The sequence below is a fragment of the Trinickia caryophylli genome (assembly GCF_034424545.1).
Taxonomy (GTDB): domain Bacteria; phylum Pseudomonadota; class Gammaproteobacteria; order Burkholderiales; family Burkholderiaceae; genus Trinickia; species Trinickia caryophylli.
On the sequence record NZ_CP139970.1, the window covers coordinates 1,824,871 to 1,847,513 of the forward strand.

Annotated in this window: 20 protein-coding genes; 13 read left to right on the top strand and 7 right to left on the bottom strand. The window is 64.7% G+C overall.

What is annotated here, in order from left to right; all coding sequences use genetic code 11:
* Nucleotides 1-112 precede the first annotated feature (112 nt).
* The 5 genes from U0034_RS08360 (at nucleotide 113) to U0034_RS08380 (ending at nucleotide 4,016) form a co-directional block, all read left to right on the top strand.
* Nucleotides 113-1,066 carry a DUF6708 domain-containing protein gene (locus U0034_RS08360; protein ID WP_244951874.1) on the top strand — a complete coding sequence of 318 codons (954 nt, stop codon included), beginning with the start codon at nucleotides 113-115 and terminating at the stop codon, nucleotides 1,064-1,066.
* 288 nt (nucleotides 1,067-1,354) lie between these two features.
* Nucleotides 1,355-2,119 (top strand): hypothetical protein, encoded by a 765-nt coding sequence (locus U0034_RS08365; protein ID WP_085228701.1) that lies wholly within the window; start codon nucleotides 1,355-1,357, stop codon nucleotides 2,117-2,119.
* 236 nt (nucleotides 2,120-2,355) lie between these two features.
* On the top strand, nucleotides 2,356-2,814 hold the full coding sequence (locus U0034_RS08370; RefSeq protein ID WP_139831178.1) for a hypothetical protein: 459 nt from the start codon (nucleotides 2,356-2,358) through the stop codon (nucleotides 2,812-2,814).
* 72 nt (nucleotides 2,815-2,886) lie between these two features.
* Nucleotides 2,887-3,144: a PAAR domain-containing protein gene (locus tag U0034_RS08375; RefSeq protein WP_085228746.1), complete on the top strand. Its 258-nt coding sequence runs from the start codon at nucleotides 2,887-2,889 to the stop codon at nucleotides 3,142-3,144.
* A gap of 185 nt (nucleotides 3,145-3,329) precedes the next feature.
* Nucleotides 3,330-4,016, top strand: a complete 687-nt coding sequence (locus tag U0034_RS08380) for an orotate phosphoribosyltransferase (protein ID WP_085228699.1) — start codon at nucleotides 3,330-3,332, stop codon at nucleotides 4,014-4,016.
* 117 nt (nucleotides 4,017-4,133) lie between these two features.
* Here the strand turns inward: U0034_RS08380 and U0034_RS08385 are convergent, their stop codons facing one another.
* Nucleotides 4,134-4,886 (bottom strand): response regulator, encoded by a 753-nt coding sequence (locus tag U0034_RS08385; protein WP_085228698.1) that lies wholly within the window; start codon nucleotides 4,884-4,886, stop codon nucleotides 4,134-4,136.
* Nucleotides 4,887-5,094: 208 nt separating this feature from the next.
* Here U0034_RS08385 and U0034_RS08390 point away from each other — a divergent pair, with 208 nt between their 5' ends.
* From U0034_RS08390 to U0034_RS08410, 5 genes are all read left to right on the top strand, one after another.
* Nucleotides 5,095-5,694 carry a YbhB/YbcL family Raf kinase inhibitor-like protein gene (locus tag U0034_RS08390; RefSeq protein ID WP_085228745.1) on the top strand — a complete coding sequence of 200 codons (600 nt, stop codon included), beginning with the start codon at nucleotides 5,095-5,097 and terminating at the stop codon, nucleotides 5,692-5,694.
* Nucleotides 5,695-5,825: 131 nt separating this feature from the next.
* Nucleotides 5,826-6,776 carry an N-acetyl-gamma-glutamyl-phosphate reductase gene (argC, locus tag U0034_RS08395; protein WP_085228744.1) on the top strand — a complete coding sequence of 317 codons (951 nt, stop codon included), beginning with the start codon at nucleotides 5,826-5,828 and terminating at the stop codon, nucleotides 6,774-6,776.
* A gap of 514 nt (nucleotides 6,777-7,290) precedes the next feature.
* Nucleotides 7,291-8,649, top strand: coding sequence for a DUF2957 domain-containing protein (locus U0034_RS08400; protein ID WP_085228697.1), 1,359 nt, complete (start codon nucleotides 7,291-7,293; stop codon nucleotides 8,647-8,649).
* Nucleotides 8,650-8,817: 168 nt separating this feature from the next.
* Nucleotides 8,818-10,026: a DUF2957 domain-containing protein gene (locus tag U0034_RS08405; RefSeq protein WP_085228696.1), complete on the top strand. Its 1,209-nt coding sequence runs from the start codon at nucleotides 8,818-8,820 to the stop codon at nucleotides 10,024-10,026.
* Nucleotides 10,027-10,119: 93 nt separating this feature from the next.
* A complete protein-coding gene (locus U0034_RS08410; protein WP_085228695.1) occupies nucleotides 10,120-10,956 on the top strand; it encodes an OmpW/AlkL family protein in 837 nt (278 codons plus the stop codon).
* 374 nt (nucleotides 10,957-11,330) lie between these two features.
* Here the strand turns inward: U0034_RS08410 and U0034_RS08415 are convergent, their stop codons facing one another.
* Together U0034_RS08415 and U0034_RS08420 are read right to left on the bottom strand one after the other, a co-directional pair.
* Entirely contained in the window at nucleotides 11,331-11,795 is a 465-nt protein-coding gene (locus U0034_RS08415) for a response regulator (protein WP_085228694.1), read from the bottom strand.
* Between the two features lie 319 nt (nucleotides 11,796-12,114).
* On the bottom strand, nucleotides 12,115-13,074 hold the full coding sequence (locus U0034_RS08420; RefSeq protein ID WP_085228743.1) for a LysR family transcriptional regulator: 960 nt from the start codon (nucleotides 13,072-13,074) through the stop codon (nucleotides 12,115-12,117).
* 97 nt (nucleotides 13,075-13,171) lie between these two features.
* On the opposite strand from U0034_RS08420, the gene U0034_RS08425 reads away from it, so the two are divergent.
* On the top strand, nucleotides 13,172-14,491 hold the full coding sequence (locus U0034_RS08425; RefSeq protein WP_085228693.1) for an MFS transporter: 1,320 nt from the start codon (nucleotides 13,172-13,174) through the stop codon (nucleotides 14,489-14,491).
* A 191-nt stretch (nucleotides 14,492-14,682) separates the two neighbouring features.
* Here U0034_RS08425 and U0034_RS08430 read toward each other — a convergent pair whose 3' ends face one another.
* Nucleotides 14,683-15,336 carry a LysE family translocator gene (locus U0034_RS08430; RefSeq protein ID WP_085228692.1) on the bottom strand — a complete coding sequence of 218 codons (654 nt, stop codon included), beginning with the start codon at nucleotides 15,334-15,336 and terminating at the stop codon, nucleotides 14,683-14,685.
* Nucleotides 15,337-15,538: 202 nt separating this feature from the next.
* The gene (locus U0034_RS08435) at nucleotides 15,539-16,408 is read right to left on the bottom strand and encodes an NAD(P)-dependent oxidoreductase (protein WP_085228691.1); all 870 of its coding nucleotides are present in this window, start codon (nucleotides 16,406-16,408) and stop codon (nucleotides 15,539-15,541) included.
* Between the two features lie 106 nt (nucleotides 16,409-16,514).
* On the opposite strand from U0034_RS08435, the gene U0034_RS08440 reads away from it, so the two are divergent.
* Nucleotides 16,515-17,297: a Mut7-C RNAse domain-containing protein gene (locus U0034_RS08440; protein ID WP_085228690.1), complete on the top strand. Its 783-nt coding sequence runs from the start codon at nucleotides 16,515-16,517 to the stop codon at nucleotides 17,295-17,297.
* A 719-nt stretch (nucleotides 17,298-18,016) separates the two neighbouring features.
* Nucleotides 18,017-19,678, top strand: coding sequence for an NRAMP family divalent metal transporter (locus tag U0034_RS08445; protein ID WP_085228688.1), 1,662 nt, complete (start codon nucleotides 18,017-18,019; stop codon nucleotides 19,676-19,678).
* A gap of 137 nt (nucleotides 19,679-19,815) precedes the next feature.
* Here U0034_RS08445 and U0034_RS08450 read toward each other — a convergent pair whose 3' ends face one another.
* Both U0034_RS08450 and U0034_RS08455 read right to left on the bottom strand, forming a co-directional pair.
* Entirely contained in the window at nucleotides 19,816-21,303 is a 1,488-nt protein-coding gene (locus U0034_RS08450) for a methyl-accepting chemotaxis protein (protein ID WP_327197050.1), read from the bottom strand.
* Nucleotides 21,304-21,469: 166 nt separating this feature from the next.
* Complete coding sequence (locus U0034_RS08455; protein WP_085228686.1) at nucleotides 21,470-22,507, bottom strand: class I fructose-bisphosphate aldolase; 1,038 nt, start codon at nucleotides 22,505-22,507, stop codon at nucleotides 21,470-21,472.
* Nucleotides 22,508-22,643 lie beyond the last annotated feature (136 nt).

A 22,643-nucleotide genomic window follows, 5' to 3' on the forward strand; every position in this document is an offset into this window, starting at 1 on the left:
TGTCGGTTATCCCGTGCCGGCGTGGGATCTAGCACATCGCCTACCGATCGATCGGCCTGTCGGGCCAGACATGTGGGATACTGGGACCGTGTTCAAAATAAATTCGACTTACATGGATGTAACCGAACCATCGTTTCTCGAAAAGCAATGGTTTGCCACAGGAGTCATTCTCGCCGCCATCTTTATGGGGATGGGCCCCTACATTTACGGCTTCACGCACGCCAACGGCTCATCTGGCGATTTCTTAATGGACTGCCTCGCCATTCTAGCTGTAGTTATTTTTGGGGCAGTTGTATTCAAGCTAGGCCAGGGCCTATTCTTCGGTTTGCGCTTCCGCCCCATCCGCTTCCATCGCAATGCAGGAACCGTATACGCAATCCGTAGCCGTAGGTTCTTCGCCAAACCCGGCGATGGCGATCCCGTATGGGAAGCACCCTGGAATACGGAATCGATTTTCTGTCTGCACAAAGAAGTAACCCAGTTCAACACGGTCTATCACATCCGTCACTATACTGTTGATCAGAAAAATAATGTAACAAGGGTATTCTCGATCGGCCGCGAATGGACTGGTGCATCGGAAGTGGAGTTAGCTCTCGCACAATGGAACTACTGGTGCAAGTACATGAACGACGGCCCCGCGACTCTTCCGAAGCCGATGCTCTTTCATACCGAGCGCGAAACACCTCGGGAGTCGTTCTTGTTCTCATTGTATGGCATGGGCCTGCGCGCGCCCATCGCGTGGCGCATCATCACGATGCCATTCATTCTCGTCTTCACGGTGTCGCGTATTCTGGCAAATGCCACATGCCGAGCGCCGATCTGGCCAGAATCTATCGAAAAGCAATCGATGCTCGAAGCAGAGGACCCATATGCAGAACCCAGCAAGGGTACCCCGGTTGGATGGGGAGAGACAGTCCTCGCTCAGCAGCGCGGCGACTATCCGAACGATCCCAAAGGCAGGGTCGAAGGGTGGAACGGTGAACCCGATGGCCGCTTGCATGCAGCGGAGTGGCTGAAGAACCCCTCAGTCAAACGCACTCGCCACCCTGTCCAAGCAACGTTTTGATGACGCGGGCGCCCTGACAACGTAAAGGAACCGATCGTGCCCGCAACCTGCATCACTGCACGCCATGAAGTGGCTCAAGAGCCCGAGCAGCATCACACACCGCGCAGTCGAGCCAGCGCGATGAATGATGAGCACAGCTGTGGCGCGAGTCGCCCGCATGACAACAGGACACACGGTTGCGAAGTCGTCACCGATAGGCGGCATCATGACCGCGGCACGCGTCTTGACGAACGCCCGCCCAACTTAACACGAATGCAGTAATAAGCGGCTCGGAAGAGCTTATCCCCAATGACAGCACAACCAAGCCACAACGCCATCTCTCTCAACACGCTGTGGGGCTTGCGTCTCATTGACGACGAACTCTATGAGTCAGCCAAGGGACGTACACCTGACAGCCCTGATTTCGAGACTCCCGACCGCGTCCCCGCTATTGGCGGCCCCGCCGCGGCGATGGTCTGGCTGCTCGATAGCGGACTCCTGTCACGAGACGAATTCGAGGCGATTACTCGGGCGACTCTTGAAGAATTCGCGCAGAGGCCGTCCAAGGAGGCGCGCGCCCTGCAACGGCTGCACATCTTGGAGGCCGTCGATTCGGAATTTTATAACGCTGCCTGCTCTAATGCCGACGAAGACATGCGAAGAAGTAACAAGCGTCGGAATTGGGCTTTTGTTGGTGTGGGCGCGGCCGCCGTGGGAATGATCTGGTATGTCTTCGGTCCAGACGCGGTGCCGGCATGTCAATCGGCCAGCGTAGAGACAACCGTAATGCAGCTAATAACGAAATCACGCGTGATCTCGAGTTCGTCCGACGATGAGCGTACGGCGGCGCTGGTAGACACGCCACTCCTAAGCGAGATACGAGAAGTCGGCTATGACCGATCGAAACGATTGCGTGGTTGCGTAGCAGCATTGAACTACGGCCGACTCAAAGGTCCGATCGGCTATTTCATCAGCCCTTCGTCAGGCGAACCTCTCGCAAGCAAAGATGACGACCGCATAACCGTGCGTGGTGCCACAGCCGACGAAGTTCACGCACGATTCAAATCCGATTGACTCGAGAAGGGAAGCCGCCCGAGGCCGCGCGGACGACTCATACAATCTCGTTACGGTGAGACGGCCGAGTGAACACTGCGGCGTGGTTCGACAACCCAACCGCTCACGCCGCGCGATGGCCACTGAGAAACGCCTGAAAACGACAGGGAAGCGCTCCAGGCGAAGCAGAGCGCTTTACCATCGCCGCACGGCTAAGGTGCACCGCGCCGGCCACCTCTCTGATTTTTCGATAAACCATGAGTCCGCTACATCAGACCTCTCAGCAATCGCCTTTGCTAACCGTGCGCGGCAGCCGGTTCGCAATGCCGGCCTTTGTCCTGACGCTGGTTGCCATTCCCGTTACTTTCGTTTGGGCTGTGCAATCCAATCCGTTTTTCAGCTTCAGTTCTTTCATCTTGCCGTTCGTCGTACCGCTGGGCGCACTGATACGCCTAAGCATGACGACGCGCGCCAAGTTTTTTGAAGAACATTTCGAAGTCCAGCACACTCAGGTCTTCTATCGAGACATCATCCGCGCAGACCGCGGGCGGTTCACCTTGACGATCCGTTACCGGCGCCACAACGACGCGCCGAACGCCAAGCCGCGCCGGATAAAGCTTCCGTTTGCCGAGATGCGGTCCACCGAGCAGCAGCAATGCTTGGCGATCTTGCGGACTCATGCCACCGCGGAAACCGTATCGGGGCTCCAGGGATAGCAAGCGCCGCCGTGCATCGCGATGCCGAACGACGCCGCCGATGTCACCGACACACCAGGGAACTCCACAGCCATGAAAGACGAAAACGGACGCGGCGTCATCCGTCTGCACGACAAAACGACCCACGGCGGCGAAGTCATCACCGCGAGCGACGATATGAACGCAATGGGCATCCCGATCGCGCTGGAAGGCGACATGACGTGGTGCCCGCAATGCAAAGGCCAGTTCCGCATCGTCCCGGAGAACAGCACGCGCACCCATCACGGCAAGGCCGTCGCCTTCCATAACGATCCAACCGAATGCGGGGCGCGGTTGATTTCCTCGTTGTAGCCACCGCGCGGCAATGGACGCGGCCAGGGAGCCCCCCCGCCTCTCCCGTCTTTGGCTGCCCTCACTCCCAACTCGGGTAAAATAACGGGCCTTTCGGCGCACCCGATGCGCCGGCACGAGCTTCGACGGCAGCGATCGGGCGCTCTCGCCCGGTGCACAGCCCCCTACCCCCAAGGATTTGCCCCATGACAGGCTTCGATCGCCAAACGATCTCCGATACGACCGCCAAAATCCTGCTCGAAGTGCAGGCGGTGCACTTCAACGCCGATAAGCCCTTCATTTTCACGTCGGGCTGGGCGAGCCCGGTCTACATCGACTGCCGCAAGCTGATCTCCTATCCGCGCGTGCGCCGCGCGCTGATGGAGATGGCCGAGACGACGATCCTGCGCGACGTCGGCTATGAGCAGATCGACGCGGTGGCGGGCGGCGAAACGGCCGGCATCCCGTTCGCCGCGTGGATCGCCGATCGCATGATGCTGCCGATGCAATACGTGCGCAAAAAGCCGAAGGGTTTCGGCCGCAACGCGCAGATCGAGGGCTTTCTCGAGGAAGGCTCGCGTGTGCTGCTCGTGGAAGACCTCACGACGGACAGCCGCAGCAAGATCAACTTCGTCAACGCGCTGCGCACCGCCGGCGCACGCGTGAACCACTGCTTCGTGCTCTTTCACTACAACATCTTCAAGGAAAGCGTCTCGGTGCTGAAAGACATCGACGTCGATCTGCACGCGCTCGCCACCTGGTGGGATGTGCTGCGCGTCGCCAAGGCATCGGGCTACTTCGATACGAAGACGCTCGACGAGGTCGAGAAATTCCTGCACGCGCCGGCTGAGTGGTCGGCCGCGCACGGTGGCGCCACCGCCGCACCGCAATAAGCCGCACTCGGACACCCGAACCGGCGCACGCCGGCTGCCGGCAAGCCGCCCCTCCTGCCGAACGGCAACGGGCGGCTTTTTTTCGTCCTCTTCGGCCTCTTCGTCCTCTGTAAGCCGTCAGCCTCCGGGCTGCGCCGACGACAGATTCGCAAGCCCCGCGCTCTGCGCATACTGGAAAAGCTCGGAATCGCGTTCAAGGCCCAGCTTGCGCAGCGCCGCCGTCTTCTGCGAGCTGACCGTCTTCACGCTGCGATTGAGGCGCTCGGCAATCTCGGTCACCGTCAACCCCGAGACGAAGAGGCGAACGACTTCGACCTCGCGCGGGGAAAGCGAGACGTCGTCGCGCCGTTCGTCGCGCCGGCCCAGCGTACAGGTATGCACGGCATCGAGAATCGCCCGCACGGAAGGCCCCGCATAAGAGCGGCCCCGCATCACGCAGCGAACGGCCTGCCCGATGTGCGCAAGGTCGTCGGACTTGCTCACGACGCCCGCCGCGCCAAGTTCAGCCAAACGCCGGATCAGCGCCGCGTTTTCGATCATCGTCAATACCACCACGCCCAGGGCCGGAAAATGCCGGCGCACATAGCCGATCAGCGGCAAGCCGTCGCCGTGCCGGCCGCCCGGCATCGCCAGGTCGGTCACCACCACGTCGCAGGGCACGCTCGCAAGTACTTTGACGAGATCGGTCGACTGCCGGGCCTCGGCCACGACCTCGATGTCGCGAAACTGCGCGAGCGCATGCCGTGCTCCGAGCAGGATGACCGGATGATCGTCCGCGATCACGACGCGAATCGCTCTCCCATTCGCTCTCCCATTCGCTCTTTCATCGATAGTGGCGCCTATGGGCGCCTGCAGCGCGGGCTCGTTCATGCCTTTATTCGTTCGAGTTCAATTGATCGGCGAGCGCTTCGCCGCCTGCCTGCGGCGTGCGCCCGCACCGTCGCGCGTATGAACGGCGCGACAGCACCGTCCGTCAAAGAGCTGCAATGTTAGACTCGATTCCGGTTCCCGACACCGATTCGGGAAATCGTTGCCGCAACGTACGCGGCGCTCGCCGCTTCGCGAGGAGATCCGGCTCATGCCCAGGCCATGTTCGGTGGCTGTATCGGTGTGGTATTCGCTTCGTCGGCGGCTCGGAGCCGCCCTTATCGCTCTGGCAACCGCGGGCCTCGCCGCCTCGCCAGCTTCGTCGCAGGCGCAGTTCCGCCTGACGAGCAAGGACCTCTCGCCAGACAAGCCTGTTCAGTCGGCCCAGGTCTACGACAAGGAAGGCTGCCGTGGCCAGAATCGCTCGCCGCAACTGCAATGGAGCGGCGCCCCCGCCGCGACGAAGAGCTTCGCCGTCACGGTGTACGACCTCGATGCCCCCGGCCGCGGATGGTGGCACTGGGTCGTCGCCAGTATCCCGAAAAACGTGACGAGCCTGCCCGAAAACGCGAGCGCTTCGGGCTATCTGAAATCGATCCATGCCATGGAGGCGCGCAACGACTACGACGCCCCGGGCTACGGCGGCCCATGCCCGCCTTCGGGCAAGCCCCATCGCTATGTCGTGACGGTCTATGCGCTCGGAACGAACGATCTGCGCCTCGCACCGGGGCGGCCCGCGCTCATGTTCGATCACGAGATCAACACCACCGCGCTCGCCAAAGCCAGCATCACCGTCACCTACGGTCGCTGAGCTGCCGCGCGCCCGCGCTCGGGAAGCATCGGGCCGCCGGCGCGCAGCCTCTGTCACACGAAAGCCGTAAAATGGCGGTTTTCGGTGCGAAGCTGCGCCGCCCCCCATCCGATGCAACGAGCGAGATCGAAATGAGCACCAAAGTTTTTGTCGACGGACAGGAAGGCACCACGGGTCTGAAGATCTATGAGTACCTGTCGCGACGTGCCGACGTCGAAATCCTGCGCATCGACGAAGCCCGGCGCAAGGACATCGAAGAGCGCCGTCGGCTCATCAACGCCTCCGATGTCACGTTCCTTTGCCTGCCCGACGTCGCGTCGCGCGAATCGGCGAGCCTCGTGGAGAACGATCGGACCGTCGTCATCGACGCGAGCACGGCTTTTCGCACGCATGCGGATTGGGCATACGGCCTGCCGGAGCTCACCCGCACGCAGCGAGATCGCGTGCGCCAATCGAAGCGCATCGCCGTGCCCGGGTGCCATGCCTCGGCATTCGTGCTCGCCATGCGCCCGCTCGTCGAAGCCGGCATCGTCGGCCCCGAGTTCGCGGCTCACGCGTATTCGATCACGGGCTATAGCGGCGGTGGCAAGAAGATGATCGCCGACTACGAGGCGAGCCCGCCGGATGCGAAGCTCGCCAGCCCACGGCCCTATGCGCTCGCGCTCGCCCACAAGCACCTTCCCGAAATGACGATGCACGGGGGCTTGCGGGCCGCGCCCGTCTTCACCCCGATCGTCGGCAACTTCCTCAAGGGTCTGGCCGTCACCACCTATTTCTCGCCCGAACAACTGGCCAAACGCGTCACGCCACGCGACGTTCAGGCCGTGTTCGCCGAGTACTATGCCGGTGAAGCTTTCGTACGCGTCGCACCGTTCGATGCCGAAGAGAACCTCGATAGCGGCTTTTTCGACGTGCAGGCCAACAACGAGACGAATCGTGTCGATCTGTTCGTGTTCGGCAGCAACGAGCGCTTCGTGACCGTCGCACGGCTCGACAATCTCGGTAAAGGCGCCTCGGGTGCCGCGATCCAATGCATGAATCTCAGCATCGGTGCCGAGGAACACTCCGGGCTCGTGCGCTGAAGCGCTCCCCTCGTCACGCGCCGCCAGGGCTGCGCCACTAAGTGGGATCCGGCGCTATCGCGCAATGACCGCCCATCGATCGAAGCCGGCTGAATCAGCCGGCTTTTTGTTTGCCTTTTGTTTTTCCATCGTCGCGCAGAAAGGCCATCGTCAGATTTATAGCATTTCGTAACTTGCGTAACGAATGCTTTCAAATTCCCGTATTAGCAGACAATTAGCGAATCAATCCGGGCCTCCCAGGGCAAGCCCGAATTGCCCAACCGGCCCGCATACGCCTCGCATTATCGCCTGTTGCCCGCAGGGCGTACAGCGTGGCCTCGTGCGTGCCCACCGTACATTTCGTCCTTTCGCTTGAAACGTATTTTTCGTTTCAATTCCGGCGCCATCCCGCAGCACGCCGTCGCTTCCCCGATCCGGATCGTTTGAATTAATTTTTTTAGACACCTTTATCAATTGACATGGACAAAATGCGCGGCGACATTACGCCGCATAACGAGATCAGGGAGACAAAGGCATGCAAGACGCCATTGCAAAGGGCTTGGTATTGGCGCTCGCCACCGCCCCGTTCATTGCCGCCTGTGGAGGCGGTGGCGGCAGTCCGACTGCCGCGAGCGCATCGCAATGTTCCGGCAGCAGTTGCGGTACGCAAGGGCCGCCCACGTCGACGCCCGTCTCGCCGTTGTGCCCCACCGAGGCGGAAATCGCGCAGAACACGTACCTTGGCGGCGCCGGTAGCGGAGAGATCGCGAGCCTCCGGATCGATGCGACTTCGATGACCTACACGCTCAAGTGGCTCGAATCGCCGGTGCCGCTGGCTGCGGGCCAGGTCACGCCGACGCGGGCCGGCACCACGATCACAGGCTCCGTCACCCATCGCACCGATCTGGCGAGCGCGGAGCAGAACCGCTGCGCGTTCGTGCTCCAGCCCGGTAGCGGCACGGCGTCCGACGGATCGGCCTACTCGACCACGGGGACGTTCAACGCGAACAATCCGCCCACGGTATTCGTGGGCTATGGCGTAGCCGGCGGCGGCATCCCCGGCGCCGAGTTGCAGTACCCCGGCATCCTGGGCCTCTTCGCCGTACCCGACCGCAAGTTCGAGTTCTATCCGTTCATCGGCTTCTCTCAGGTCAGCACCAGCTTGTCCGATCTCAACGGTACCTATAACGCGCTCGTCTATCACACCAAGCCCACGAGTTCGTATCAGGCAGTGGGCACCAATGTCACCGAGACCTTCGACGGCAGCGGCAACTGCACGGTCAGCTCGGGCAGTTGCACGACGACGGGCGGCGCCTGGGCCGCAAGCACCAATGGCAGCTACTTCACGAGCAGCAGCCCGCCGCGCATCGTGAGCGGCGCCACACTCGGCAACGGCGCCCACGCGAACATGGTCCTCGGCAAGTTCAATGGCGCCATCGTGCCCATCGTCGTGCGCACCGGCTATGCCAATCCAGGCTCGCTGAGCGTCGACGACGAATCGGGCATCGCCATGCTCGCCGCCGCGAGCCCCATCGCACAAGGGGCAATCGATGGCGGCTACATCGGCGCCGATTCGAACATCAAGTACACCGCGTCGATCCTGCAGGGCACCTCGGGCAAGTTCGTGAACCCCACCACGAGCACCGCGCAAAGCACGTTCACGCTCACCTATCCGGCGTCGAACCAAGGGCTGCTCACGGTGCAGGACAGCGCCGGCAACGGCGGCTACGCAATCGCCACCGGGTTCTCGCCCACGGCCACCACCGGCGGCCTGTACGCCATCGTTATTCAGGGCGAGGAAAACGGCGGCATCTCGCCGTCGTCCGCAATCGTCGGGCAAACGACGAGTTCGGTGCCTTACTTCTCGATCGGCGCGTACGTCGGCGCGCGCTGAGCGGCACACCGGCGCCGGGCATCGTTTCGGCGCCGGACTGAAGGCGGGCAATGTCGCGCAATTAGTCAGGAGAACGAATCATTCGGTTCGAGACAGGATAAAAGAAGAGGCGGCTGACAGGGAGCCAGCTGCCCAATAACGACAAACGAGACAAACTGGAGGAACAGCATGACTTGGAAAGCCCTTCTGGCGCTGGCCCTGGCCGCGCCCATCGTCACCGCCTGCGGCGGTTCGGGCGGGAACTCGCCGGCCGCGGTGGTCGAGCGTCTTTGTCCGGCCTCGCTCGATTACAACACCGTGTTTACCGGCGGTGGCGGCGACGGCGAACTCGTGAAGATGCAAATCGATACGACCAAGATGACCTGGCGCGTCAGCTATGTCGAATCGCCGGTCCCGCGGACCACCGGCACCGCCACGCCCACGCGGGCCGGCACGACGCAGGAGGGGACGCTGACGGCCGAGACGAAGCTGCCGACCACGAAGCAGAATCAGTGCACCTACTACCTCAATGGCGCGAGCCTCGATTCCAGCCGGCCCGCGCGCATCTTCGTGGGAGAAGGCGTGCTCGGCGGCACGATTCCCGGCAAGGAGATCCAATACAACGGCATGGCGGGCGTCGGCGCCATCGCCGATACGACGTTTCCGTACTATCCGTTCATCGGGTTCTCTTCGCTCGAAACCGACCTGACCAAAGTCGCTGGCGTCTACAACCAGCTCGGCTACCACCAGGTACCGTCGCAGAACTTCCTGCCCGTCGCCGTCGACTCGGTCATCACGATCAACGCGAACGGCACCTGGACCGAGTGCGACAACACCGGCGTCAATGCCGGCAAATGTCAGCAGCCGGGCACGAACTGGGCGCAGTCGTCCGATGGCAGCGGCGCCTTCGAAACGGACAATTTCCAAGGTCAGGCCACCGCCACGCTCGCGGCCACGCCACAGGCCAAGGGCTTCATGATCGTCGGCAAGCTGCGCAACCAGCTCGTGCCGATCCTGATCCGCACGGGTTATGCGAACCCAGCCCTGCTCGTGGCCGATGACGAATCGGGCATCTCGATCCTGGCGCCACAGACGGCAATCGCCAACGGCTCGCAAAACGGGCAGTACATCGGCGTGGACAGCGAGTTCAACTATCGGGCAACGGCACTCATCGGTACCCAGGCCACGCTGCTCGACCCGTATCAACCCTCCCAGGCCTCGCTCGCGACCGCGCTCGATCTGGACTACGCGCAAAGCGTGCCGGGCGTCGTTCGATCGACGAAGGTGGGCGCGTCCTCGCCGAGCGGCAAGCTCGTGTTCACGGGTGGCGTGTTCGGATACCTCGATCAATCGAACGCCTCGTCGCCGTACTTCACGATCAACGCGTTCGTGCAGTAGCCACGGCATCGAACCGTGGGAATGTCGCGCCGCGCGAAGCGCACGTTGCGCCAGCGGCGCGGCCCGTCATATTCAGGACTGGGAGAGTCGACAATGAAAAAGCTCTACGCCGCGGCGTGCGCCGCATCGGCCGTCGGCGCGATTTCGGGCGCAGCGCATGCGCAGCAGGCCGGCGACAACGTCGTGACGCTCGGCTGGTTTCACGTCATGCCGCAGGACTCGAGCACGCCGCTCACGACGAACGTTTCTCCGCAGCCGATCGACACGCCGCTGCGGCTGCCGAGTTCGTTCACCTCGTCGGGGACGGGTCTCTCGACGAGCAAAGCCGATACGGCCGGGCTCGTGATCAGCCACTTCTTCACCGACCATATCGCACTCACGACGGTGGCCGGCGTGCCGCCGACGTTCAAACTCTACGGCCGCGGCAAGATCGTGCCGCCGGGCCCGGCCGCCGCCCTCGGCACGCTCGACCTCGACGCACCGTCCAACGAGCCGATCGTCAAGAGCGTGCGTCAATGGAGCCCCGCCGTGCTGCTGCAGTACTACTTCGCTTCGGCGACCGCGCGCTTTCGGCCGTTCGTGGGCGTGGGTGTGTCGTACAACTGGTTCTCGAGCATCCAGCTCAATCCCAATTTCGTCGCGGCAACCCAGAATAACCTCGGCGCCGTGCTGGCGGCGGGCGCCAATAAGCCTGGCCCGACAACCGTCGAGGCGAAAGCATCGCCATCATGGGCGCCCGTGTTCAACCTCGGCGGCTCGTACAGCATCTCGAAGCATTGGGGCGTGACGGCGTCGCTGACCTACATTCCGCTCAAGACGAAGTCCACCGTGACGATAAAGGCCGCCGACGGAAGCGTGCTCGGGACGACCGAGGGTCAGCTCAAGGCCGATCCGCTCATTAGTTTCCTGGCGGTGTCGTACCGGTTTTGAGCGGAACGGGGCCATGCCCCTGCGCCGTTATGCCGACGAACTGCACGTACAGGTCCGACAGGCGGGTGTCAATCGGCGGTTTCTGCACTTGGATCGCACTTGCCGCCCGCCCGAACCGCATCCGCACCGCACCCGCACCGTACCCGCACCGCCCTTGGATCGCGCCTGGATCCGGATCCGGCATTGCCGCTACCGGCCTTGCGCCCCCGTGGGAGCCGATGGAGCCGACAATGGCCAAAAAAAAGCCCGCCAAGTGGCGGGCTGAATCCATATCAGAGGAGACATGGAGGAGACAGTTCCTACTCTAGCAAACCGCTTGGTGCGTTGCAACAGACCCCACTTCTACGCCAGCATTCGTTGCTTACTTACAACAGTCATACCAGCGTCATCGACAGCAGAAAATTCAATTGATCGGCACTGACCGGCTTGACCCAATGAACGTCATAGCCCGCGGCGAGCGCCATGTCGCGGTACTGCGGCTGGCCCCATCCCGTCATCGCGATCAGTAAAAGAGCGTGCGTGCCGAGCCTCTCGCGCAAGGCGCGCGCCACGGCGAGGCCTTCGAGCTGCGGCGCGCCGATATCGACGAGGGCCGCATCGGGGGTAAGCCGCCCGGCCATCTCAAGGGCCTGTTTCGCATCGCTGGCCACGAGTGCATCGTAGCCCATGCTTTCGAGCAGATTGGCGAGGCCGGCGCGCGCATCGCCGTCCCGGTCCACGACCAGCACGCGCTTGCGCTGCGGCACGGTTGACGCCCCGACGGCGCGGGCCTCGGGTGGTTCGGTGGGGTTCGCCGTCGCTGTCTCGTTTCGACCGACGCCCGGCCAATGAGATTTCATCGTTTGTCATACCTCGTGTTACCGCCCGCGCACCGGTGCGCGGCGTGTCGTACGAGCGATCGGCCGGCTGAGCTCAGCGTCCCGTTAAAAATAGAGGTTTTTCAGACGCGCTGGCAAAGTTTTTTTCAGAATGTGCGACGAACGGCACGGCGGACCGGTTCGGAGCGCTTCGTACACGAGCGCTCCCGTTTCGAAGACGCAATTTGCGTGCAAACCGGTGCGTCCCATGATCGGCGGCCAAGCATGCACGGCAAAGCACGTCCCGCTCACGCGTTGGCGGGCTCTGCATCGGCCAGCATCGAGCGGCAAGCCTCGCCGCTCAGGCAGGAGTCCCGATTACCGCCGCGGGGCGCTCGCAGCCCGTCGCGGCCAACACCTCGCCCAGCGTCTCGCGCAGCAGCGCGACGGGGCGCGCCAACCGCCCCGGCAACGACCCATGCACGAGCCACACATTGAGTCCGCCCGAGAAATCGCTCACGTCGAGCGGCTGCAAAGCGTCCCGGTAAGGGCTGCGCTCGAGCACGGCAGGCGTCGCAATCCCCAGCCCCACACCGCGCGCCACCAGGGAGAGCTGCAGATCGGAGCCGAAGGCCTCGACGGCGACATCGAATGGCAAGCCTTCGCGATGCAATGCGCGGGAAAGTGCGGAACGCATCCCGCAGCCATCCTGATTCAACACCCATGGATAACGCGAAAGCTGCGCCAGCGCGAAGCGTGGTTTGGTCATGCCGCCCGGACCGTCCGGCATCAATCCGAGCGCACGTCCCGCGACGATCACCGTGGGTTGTCGGGCCAGCAACGTCGTGCTCAAGCTCTCCGGCAACGCGACCGACTCCGGCATCATGACCACGGCCGCATCGACCTCCGCCCGTACCGCGCGCTCGAGCAGCGCGGGCGACCACGCCGCCGTCACACGCAGCGTGAGCCGCGGAAACGACCCGCGCAGGCGGTCGATCGGCGTTTCGAGCGAAAGTTCGGACAGGAACGGCGGCACGCCGATGCGCAGCTCGCCCGTCGGCTCGCTGTCGGACTTGCCCAGCGCGAGAAGATCGTCGAGCGCGCTCAACACGGTGCGAGCCAGCGCGTAAGCCTCGCGCCCCGCCACGGTAGGCTTGAGCGGCTTGCTTTGCCGATCGAGCAACGGCATGCCGAGCGAGGTCTCGAGATTTTGGATGCGCCGGGTGAGCCCCGGCTGCGTCAAGTGCAGTTGCGCTGCCGCTCGTACAAGCGAGCCATGGTCGACGACCGAGACGAACGCTTCCAGATCACGCGTATTCACAAACTTCTCCGCATAATCAATATCGACATAATTCAATTGTCGCATAACGCGAGCCACCCTACGATAGACCCACCCGTTAATCGAGGGAAACGCTCCGATGAACCACACTGCCGATTTGTGCCCGGATCGCCGCTGCGCCACCGGACTGCATGCCGCACCGGCGGCGGCCGCTGCCGCAGCCGCCGCCGCTATAGATAGCCTAGATAGCCGCCCGGCACTCAGCGCCGCGCTGACCGGGTTGCTCGCCGCCGCGACCGGCGTCATGGTCATGAATCTGTTCGCAGCCCAACCGCTTACCGGGCCAATCGCGCATGCGCTCGCCTTGCCGCCCGGTCTCACGGGTTCCGTCGCCATGCTGCCGCAGCTCGGCTATGCGCTTGGCCTCGTGCTGCTCGTGCCGCTTGCCGATCTCGTGGAGAACCGCCGGCTCGTCGTGCGCACGCTCACAGCCTGTGCGGCGCTGCTCGCCGTAGCGGCCTGCGCACGGTCGAGCGGGCTTTTCCTCGCCGCCGTGTTCCTCGCCGGCGCCAGTTCGAGCGCGATCCAGATGCTCGTGCCGATGGCCGCGTCGATGGTGCCCGAGGCGGAGCGCGGCCGCGCCGTCGGCAATGTAATGAGCGGGCTCATGCTCGGGATCTTGTTGTCGAGGCCGCTCGCGAGCGCCATTGCCGGGTCGCTCGGCTGGCGCGCATTCTACGGTCTCGCGGCCACTGCCGACGCAGTGCTCGCCATCGTCCTGACCATGCGGCTGCCACGGCGCTCGCCGCCTTCATCCGCGCCCTATCGCATTCTGCTGCGCTCGCTCTGGACCCTATTGCGCACCGAGCACGTACTGCAGCGCCGGGCCTTTTCGGCGGCTCTCGCAATGGGAGCGTTCAGCGCATTCTGGACCGCCATCGGTCTGCGGCTCGCGCAAGCACCGTTCGGGCTGAGCTTTTATGGCATCGGCACCTTCGCGCTGGCCGGCGCGGCCGGCGTCGTCGTCACGCCGCTTGCCGGGCGAGCGGGGGACCGTGGCTGGGGCCGCACGGCCTTGTTGCTCGCGCACTTGACCATGCTGGTCGCGCTCGTTGCGTGCGGCGTGGCCGGCGCCGGCTGGTTCGGCTTCGATGCGGCCGCCCACCGTCATCTGGCGCTGGCGCTGCTCGTCGCAAGCGCCGCGCTGCTCGATGCCGGCGTGGTCACCGACCAGACACTGGGCCGGCGTGCCGTGAACCTGCTGCAGCCGGCGGCGCGCGCGCGGCTCAACGGCCTCTTCGTCGGCGTGTTCTTCGTGGGCGGCGCGCTCGGTGCGTGGCTGGCCGGGACAGCCTGGAGCGGATATGGATTCAGCGGCGTATGCGCGGTCGGACTCGCCTTTGCAGGCGCCGCCTGCACGCTGGGGATAGCTGGCCGCGCGCGTCGCGTCGTCCAGTAACAGCCAAGAGCCGCGTGGCGGAAGCCGACAAGTGGCCGCGCGCCGCTGCGGCCGGGACGGCCTCGGGCAGACAGCATCGCGTGCGAATCATGCAGAACCGGGCAGCCGCCCGCAGGCGGCTGCCGATGGACTCGAGCCGGAAAACCGGAGGGGACCGGAAGAGAAAGAAGTGAAAAGCGGGCCGGACGGGCTCAGTGCCGCACGAGTGCCATCATGGCGCCGAAGCCCACGAAAATCCCGCCGGTCAGTCGGTTGAATGCCTTCGTCACCCGGTCACTGCGCAGCGTGGCGCCGACGCGCACGCCAAAGGCCGCATAAACGAGATACCAGCTGACCTCGATGACGGCAAAGGTGGCGACGAGCACACCGAATTGCGGCAGCGTCGGGCGGCTCGCGTCGATGAATTGCGGCAACAAGGCCGCGGCGAAGAGAATCGCCTTGGGGTTGCTGGCGGCCACGAGAAAGCCGTTGCGGTAGAGCGCGGCGGGCGTGCGAGCGGCGCCGGCCCGGGGCGTATCGGGTGCCGCTGTGGAGTCGGCGGAGGCGGCGGAGTCCGCCGTGGGTACGGCCCGCCAGGACTTGACGCCGAGATAGATCAGGTAGGCCGCGCCGGCGATGCGCAAGGCATCGAACATCGCGGGCCACGCTTGCAGGAAGACGCCTAGCCCCGCAGCCGATATCGACAACATCGCGATCAGCGCGCTGAGACAACCCGCCATCGTCGCAAACGCCCGCCGATGGCCGTATTGCGCGCTATGGGTCATGACGAGCAGCATGTTCGGCCCGGGAATGGCCGAGACGACGAAAACGGTGGCCACGAAAAGCCACCACGTGTGCATGCTCATGAACGCCGCCTTTGACGAAATCGAAATCGAAACGAAAGCGTCATTATGCGTTGGGCGCGTGCGCGGCGCCCGGTTCAGTTTGGTCTCTTTTCGCCGTCACAGCTGCGCCGGGCACCGACGCGCCATGCCGCGCGCCGCTTTGCCAAGCCCGCCCAAGCGCGCCCGGCATGCCGCGCCGCTCGCGCACTGGCGCCGTGCGCGCTCAGCGCCCCGCACGGCGCGCGGCCACGCGCCCGAGCACGGCAAAGTCCATGTCGCCTTCGCCATGAGCGAGTGCATCGAGCAGGCTGTCGCGCACGACGCTGGCCACCGGCAACGGCGTCGTGCACGCATCGGCCGCGGCCAGCGCGAGGCGCACGTCCTTGAGCCCCAGCCGCGCCTTGAACTGCGCCGGCTCGTAGCTGTCCTGCGCAATGAGCTTGCCGTAGCCCGCATAGACGGGGCCCGGGAACGCGCTCGAGGTGATGACGTCGAGGAAGTCCGTCATCGCCACGCCGTGCCCCGCGAGCAGCGCGGACGCCTCGCCCAGTGTTTCCACGGCTGCGGCGAGCGTGAAATTCGCCGCCAGTTTGACGACGTTCGCGTGCTGCGGCAGCGAGCCGAGCCGCCACGTCTTTTGTCCGATTGCGTCGAGCACCGGCTGCACCCGGTCGATCGCCTCCGCCGGGCCGGCCGCGACGATCGTCAGCTTGGCGGCCGCCGCCACGTCGGGCCGCCCCATCACGGGTGCCGCGACGTAGTGGATGCCGCGCGCCGCGTGATCGTGTGCGAGCGCTTCGGCCAACGCCACCGACACGGTGGCCATGTTCACGTGAACGAGATCGCGCGGCGCCTGCTCGAGCAGGCTGGCGTCGAAGACCGCGCGCGCCGCGGCGTCGTCCGCCAGCATCGAGAACACGGCATCGCCGGCGAACGCCGCGGCGGGCGTGTCCACCACTTGCGCGCCAAGCGCCGCGAGCGGTTCGGCACGCTCGCGCGAGCGGTTCCAGACACGCAGCCGATGCCCCGCTTTCAGAATGTTTTCGGCCATTGCGCGACCCATGCCGCCCAGGCCAATGAACCCGATATCCATGCCTTTCCCCCTCGAGAAGAGCGCAGTAAAGCACGATCCCGCTCGCCGTGCAGGCCGGCCGGCATAGGCGCGGGAAAGCACCGGCCGGCGGTGCGATACTGGCGGTATGCCGTCCGTTACCGCCACGTTCCGCTTCTACGAGGAGCTCAACGACTTCCTGGCCCCGCCGCTGCGCCGGCGCGCGTTCGCGTGCGCCTGTGCGCGTACCGCGACCACCAAACATATGATCGAAGCGCTAGGCGTGCCGCATACCGAGGTGGAACTGATTCTCGTGAACGGCGAATCGGCCGGCTTCGAGCGTGTGCTGCAGGATGGCGACCGGGTGTCCGTCTATCCCAAGTTCGAATCGCTCGACATCACGCCGCTCCTGCGCGTGCGCCCGCAGCCGCTGCGCACGATCCGTTTCGTCGCCGACGCCCATCTGGGAGGACTTGCCCAATTGCTCCGGCTCGCAGGCTTCGACACGCTTTACGACAATCATTTCGCTGACGACGAAATCGAAGCCATCGCCGCCGCCGAGGGCCGCATTGTGCTGTCGCGCGACCGCGAGCTGCTCAAACGCCGCACCATCACGCATGGCTGCTACGTGCGCGCACTGAAACCGCAGGCTCAGTTGCGCGAACTCTACGACCGGCTCGATCTTGCCCGCAGCACGCGTGCATTCCGGCTCTGCCTTTTGTGCAACGCGCCGCTTCGCCGCATCGAGAAGCCGGAGGCGCACGGCCGTGTGCCCGACGGCGTGTACGAGCGGCAGGCCCGGTTCGTGACCTGCGACGTCTGCAAACGGATCTTCTGGGAAGGCTCCCACTGGCAGCGCATGCGCTCGCTGGTCGACTCGCTCGTAGGCGAGCTGGGCAATCGGGCCACCGGCGATACTTCGGACTGCTGAGTATTGCGGCCCCGTGCGAGGGCCACCCTCGATCGCCATTGCATCCGCGGCTGAAACCCTTAAGCCCAAAGCGGGGGTTTGGCGCCCAGCCAAGGCGGGCATCGTAAGGACGACGAACCATGGGCGATCGGCCGTCGTCGTTCTTCCCTTCTGGGTTTCCCCTTTGGGTTCGGACTGTGTGGCTCCGCCGCAACGCCACAATCGCGGCCAAGTGCCGACCGGCGCACGGTCGGCACGCAAAATGCACGCATGCGCGGCATTTCGTGTTGACTGTGTTTTCAACCGGCAACTAAAATGCATGTAATTTCACAGATGGGGGCATCCGCCTTGGACAGTTGCAGTAGTCGACCTTCGAACTGTTTTTCCGCCTGACCGGCACGACTTGCGCTGATCCTTCCCATAGCCACCGTCCGTGCCGAAAGGCAGACGGTGCGCGTCGCGGTTTCATGCCGCAGCTTCTTCCCGTATTTCCTCGCGCATCGATTCGAATGGCCGCCACACGCCGCCGTGCGTAACCGCGTGCGTGCGATCCGCTCGAGACGCCAGACGCGCTCGATGCGTTCGCTCCGCCGCCGTGTCACGCCCGGCCCGGGTCGTGTGCGCGCCGGCGCGTTGCGAGCCTGGCTCGCACGCGTCACGCGCGCCCGCACGGTGTGGACGCAACCTGGACGAGCCGTGCCGTTTCGCTACACCTGCTTCACCGAAGGGGAAAAATAATCATGTCCACACCCGCACGCGTTTCTCCGCCACGCAGTGCCGTGCTCGACGAGGCGCACGTCGGCGACATCAAGGGCGCCTTCGGCACCATCGCGCATCACGACACCGCCCCGCGCCGCAGTTGGGGGGCACGCATTCGTACGCTCCTCGCGATCCTCGGACCGGGTCTCATCGTCATGGTGGGCGACAACGACGCGGGCGCGTTCGGCATCTACACGCAAGCCGGCCAGAATTACGGCACCACGCTGCTCTGGACGCTCGCGCTGCTGATCCCCGTGCTCTACGTCAATCAGGAAATGGTCCTGCGCCTCGGCGCCGTGACCGGCGTCGGCCACGCGCGGCTCATCTTCGAACGCTTCGGCAAGTTCTGGGGGGCCTTCAGCGTCGTCGACCTCTTTTTGCTCAACGCGCTCACGATCGTCACCGAATTCATCGGCATCACGTTCGCGCTCGATTTTCTCGGCGTGCCGAAGGTGGCCGGCGTAGGCATGGCAGCGGTTCTGACGATGGCCGCCGTCAGCACCGGGGACTTCCGCCGCTTCGAGCGCTTCGCCATCGCCCTGTGCGTGGCGAGCCTGATACTCGTGCCAGTGCTGGTGTCGGTTCACCCGCCGCTTGGCGTCATCGCGCGCGACTTCGCCGTGCCGCACTGGCCGGCGCATGCGAAGCTCGCCGACGTCATGTTGCTCGTGATCGCGATCGTCGGTACGACCGTGGCGCCCTGGCAGCTCTTCTTCCAGCAGAGCTACATCATCGACAAGCGCATCACTCCGCGCTTCATGAAGTACGAAAAAATCGACCTCTGGATCGGGATCGTGTTCGTGCTCGTCGGCGCCATCGCCATGATGGCCTTCACGGCCGCGCTGTTCTCGGGCCGCCCCGAAGCGGGCCAGTTCACCGATGCGCGCGGCGTGATCGCGGGGCTTCACCAGTACGTGGGACGCGTGCCGGCCACGATCTTCGCCGTCGCGCTGCTCGACGCCTCGATCATCGGCGCGGCCGCCGTCTCGCTCTCAACCGCCTACGCGATCGGCGACGTCTTTCGCATCCGCCATTCGCTGCATCGCGGCGTGGCCGATGCAAAGGGCTTTTATCTCGTCTATTTCGGCATCGTCGCGCTCGCGGCCGCGCTCGTGCTGATGCCCGGCACGCCGCTCGGCTTGCTGACCGAGGCCGTGCAGACGCTCGCCGGCGTGCTGCTGCCGAGTGCGACCGTGTTCCTGCTGATTCTCTGCAACGACCGCGCGGTGCTCGGCCCGTGGGTCAATTCGAGCAGGCTCAATCTCTTCACGGGCGCAGTCATCGCGGCACTCGTCGTGCTTTCGATCGTGCTGACGGCCGCAACCATGTACCCCGGCATCTCCGGTGAAGCGATCGTCTTCATCCTTGGCGCTGGCACCGCCGTCTTCGCACTCGGTTATCTGGCCCTGCAGTTCGTGCCGCATGCCCGCCGCGCCGCGGCCGCGCACGCCGTGGTGGACCATGCCGAAGCCACAGCCGAGACGGCCGTGCCTCGCGAGGAGTGGCGCATGCCGCCGCTCGAGACGCTGCCGCCGCCGCGGCTGAGCGCGTCCACGCGTGTCTGGATGGGCGCGCTGCGCGGCTACCTCGTGATCGCAGTGGTGCTCGTCGTCGTCAAAGTCGTACAGATGGCTCTGCACTGACGTATCGGCCAGCGAACAACCACGCCGGGCGGAAGCGGACGAAGCGGCCGAAGCGGCGAACACCAAACGACCAAAGGGGCGGCCCGTTGCCGGGCTCGCCCCTTTTTATATTCGCGCCCTCCGCGGTGTGATGGGACTCAGGCCGGCACTGCCTCGCGCGCGAACCGGAACCGCGCCAGCGTGTGCTGCAGGCGACGGGCCTGTTCCGCGAGCGACTGTGCCGCCGCGGCCACTTCCTCGACGAGCGCCGCGTTGCGCTGCGTGGCGTGGTCCATCTGCGAAATGGCCGTGCCGACTTGGCCGATGCCGCGGCTTTGCTCGTCAGACGCCGATGCGATCTCGGCAATGAGCCCGCTCACGCGCACGACGTCCGCATGAATGCCCGCCATCGTGTCGCCCGTGGTGCGCACAATGTCCGCACCGGCACCCACGCGCGAAGCGGATTCGGCAATCAGATCGCGAATTTCGCGCGCGGCGGTGGCCGAGCGCTGCGCAAGCGTGCGCACCTCGCCTGCGACCACGGCGAAGCCCCGCCCCTGCTCGCCCGCACGCGCCGCCTCGACAGCCGCGTTCAACGCGAGGATATTGGTCTGGAACGCAATGCCCTCGATGACGCTGATGATGCCTTCGACGTTGCGCGAGCTTTCGGTAATCCCTTGCATCGTCACGACAACCTCTTCCACGGCGCTCGTTCCCGCACCAACGTCGCGCGACATCCGCTCCGCCATCTCGTTTGCGTGATGCGCATGGCCGGTGTTGTTGCTGACCGTGCTCGTGAGTTCCTCCATGCTCGCCGCGGTCTGCTCGAGTGCAGCTGCCTGTTCTTCGGTTCGCTGCGACAGGTCGAGATTACCCGAGGCGATTTCCTGCGAAGCCGAGGTCACGGCAGCCGAGACGTTGGCGACTTCGCGCAGGACGTCGGCGAGATTTTGCGTCATGCGATTGAGCGCATGCAGCAGATCGGCAATCTCGTCGCGCCCCTCGGCCGTAAGCTGCGTCGTGAGGTCCCCCGACGCGACGCGATTGGCGGCCGATACAGCGCGTGCCAGCGGCCCCGTGATGCGGCGCGTGACGGCCCATGCGAGTGCCGCACCGATTGCGGCGGCAAGCAACGTGGCGACGATCATGATCGTGCGCGAGAGCGACGCGAGACGATCGTTCTCGTGCATCGTCTCGCCCGCGAGCTTCGCCTGGTACTGGCTCAGCGCACGCAGTTTGTCGGCGAATGCGTGCAGCTTGTCGTATGTATCGCCGTATGCGAGCTTTGCTGCCTCATCGCGCCGGCCCGCATCGACGAGGGCGATGATCTGCATCATCGATGCATCGTAGGCTCGGCCCGCTGCAGCCGCATCCGCAAGCGCGGCCTGGCCCGGTGCATCGAGCATGTAGGGCCCGAGCTTCTTCAATGCATCGTCGTACTCGATCTGATTGTCGCGCGAACGCTCGCGCGCCTCGCGCATGCGATCCGGGGACGGATCGGAGACGATCTGGAACACGCGTGCGATGCTGCCCCGCTCGTTGTCGATGGCTCGCGTGACCTCCTTGTCGGCACGCCAGTCATGCGAAACGAGCCAATCCGTGCCGGCGGCCATGCGCGCCATGTTGACGACGGCAACAGCACACATCGCGAAGATCAAAAAGATTAGGACTGCGAAACTAATTGCGAGGCGATGCCCGATTTTCACGGCGGCTCCGGTAAGAAATCACATGCGCCGCATCGGCGCACGTATCCCTTAACGGCAACCCGCCTTATTTCTTTACGGCTCACTTACATGCGCGGCGGCGCGTACGTTATCGGCCGCGCGTCTCGTCTTCAGGGTCGTATCGCCCGAGCGAGGCCGCCGAATTGAGCCGGGCCCGCATCAGCAGCGCCTGCTGCGCCGCTTTCACGTTCCCGGGCTGACCACGCCATACTTTCAGCGGCGGCTCCTGCAGCGCGCGACCATACGAGAAGCTGAGCGGCCAGGGCCGCCTGCCTGTGCGATTGATCGCATCGAGATGCGCGGTGGCCTCTTCGGGTGTCTGGCCGCCCGACAGGAAGAAAATGCCGGCTACCCCAGGCGGCACGGTTCGACCGAGCACCGTGACCGTGCTCGCCGCCGCAGCCGTCACGCTCGCCTGCCGCGCATGCTCCTTGCCCGCCACCACCATGCTCGGCTTGAGCAGCATGTGCTCGAGCACGACCGCATGCCGATGCAGCGCGTGGAAGACTTCGTGCAGCACGGCTTCCGTCACTTGCGCGCAGCGCTCGATCGAATGATCGCCGTCCATGAGCACCTCGGGCTCGACGATCGGCACGATGCCCGCTTCCTGGCAGATCGCCGCATATCGCGCGAGCCCCTCGGCGTTCGCCTCCATCGCCAGCCGGCTCGGCAAGGTATCGGAAACGTTGTACACGGCGCGCCACTTCGCGAAGCGTGCCCCCTGCTGTTTGTAGCGCTGCAGCCGCTCGCCCAGGCCGTCGAGCCCCTCCGTGATTTCATCGCCGCTCGCGTGCGCCAGCGCGATCTTGCCCTTGTCGACCTTGATGCCGGGCACGATGCCCTGGCGCGCGGCCAATTGCGGTAGCGGTTCGCCGTCGTCGGCGCACTGGCCGAGCGTTTCCTCATAGAGAATGATGCCGCTCACGAATTCTCCCAGGCCCGCCGTGCCGAGCAGCAGGGTGCGCCACGCGCGGCGGTTTTCCTCCGTCGACTCGACGCCAATCGTCTTGAACCGCTTGGCGATCGTGGGGCTGCTCTCGTCGGCGGCCAGCAGTCCCTTGCCAGGCTGCGCGATTGCGTCGATCGTTGCCTGCAATTCGCTGAATTCGCTGCTTTGCGTATTCATCGTCAGATCCCTCCGCGATGGGCCGCGCCAATGGCGCTACAAGCTACTGCGCAGTAGTGTGCGCGGACCCGATGCATTGCGCCAGCCCGTCTGCGCGAGCAAAAGCGGTGCCTGACACATAGCGGCTGAAATCGGC

Bases quoted from the DNA above. Each gene is read 5' to 3' on its own strand.
- U0034_RS08360 (WP_244951874.1), top strand. From the start codon at position 113: ATGGATGTAACCGAACCATCGTTTCTCGAAAAGCAATGGTTTGCCACA.
- U0034_RS08365 (WP_085228701.1), top strand. From the start codon at position 1,355: ATGACAGCACAACCAAGCCACAACGCCATCTCTCTCAACACGCTGTGG.
- U0034_RS08370 (WP_139831178.1), top strand. From the start codon at position 2,356: ATGAGTCCGCTACATCAGACCTCTCAGCAATCGCCTTTGCTAACCGTG.
- U0034_RS08375 (WP_085228746.1), top strand. From the start codon at position 2,887: ATGAAAGACGAAAACGGACGCGGCGTCATCCGTCTGCACGACAAAACG.
- U0034_RS08380 (WP_085228699.1), top strand. From the start codon at position 3,330: ATGACAGGCTTCGATCGCCAAACGATCTCCGATACGACCGCCAAAATC.
- U0034_RS08385 (WP_085228698.1), bottom strand. From the start codon at position 4,886: ATGAACGAGCCCGCGCTGCAGGCGCCCATAGGCGCCACTATCGATGAA.
- U0034_RS08390 (WP_085228745.1), top strand. From the start codon at position 5,095: ATGCCCAGGCCATGTTCGGTGGCTGTATCGGTGTGGTATTCGCTTCGT.
- argC (WP_085228744.1), top strand. From the start codon at position 5,826: ATGAGCACCAAAGTTTTTGTCGACGGACAGGAAGGCACCACGGGTCTG.
- U0034_RS08400 (WP_085228697.1), top strand. From the start codon at position 7,291: ATGCAAGACGCCATTGCAAAGGGCTTGGTATTGGCGCTCGCCACCGCC.
- U0034_RS08405 (WP_085228696.1), top strand. From the start codon at position 8,818: ATGACTTGGAAAGCCCTTCTGGCGCTGGCCCTGGCCGCGCCCATCGTC.
- U0034_RS08410 (WP_085228695.1), top strand. From the start codon at position 10,120: ATGAAAAAGCTCTACGCCGCGGCGTGCGCCGCATCGGCCGTCGGCGCG.
- U0034_RS08415 (WP_085228694.1), bottom strand. From the start codon at position 11,795: ATGAAATCTCATTGGCCGGGCGTCGGTCGAAACGAGACAGCGACGGCG.
- U0034_RS08425 (WP_085228693.1), top strand. From the start codon at position 13,172: ATGAACCACACTGCCGATTTGTGCCCGGATCGCCGCTGCGCCACCGGA.
- U0034_RS08430 (WP_085228692.1), bottom strand. From the start codon at position 15,336: ATGAGCATGCACACGTGGTGGCTTTTCGTGGCCACCGTTTTCGTCGTC.
- U0034_RS08435 (WP_085228691.1), bottom strand. From the start codon at position 16,408: ATGGATATCGGGTTCATTGGCCTGGGCGGCATGGGTCGCGCAATGGCC.
- U0034_RS08440 (WP_085228690.1), top strand. From the start codon at position 16,515: ATGCCGTCCGTTACCGCCACGTTCCGCTTCTACGAGGAGCTCAACGAC.
- U0034_RS08445 (WP_085228688.1), top strand. From the start codon at position 18,017: ATGTCCACACCCGCACGCGTTTCTCCGCCACGCAGTGCCGTGCTCGAC.
- U0034_RS08450 (WP_327197050.1), bottom strand. From the start codon at position 21,303: ATGTGTGCTGTTGCCGTCGTCAACATGGCGCGCATGGCCGCCGGCACG.
- U0034_RS08455 (WP_085228686.1), bottom strand. From the start codon at position 22,507: ATGAATACGCAAAGCAGCGAATTCAGCGAATTGCAGGCAACGATCGAC.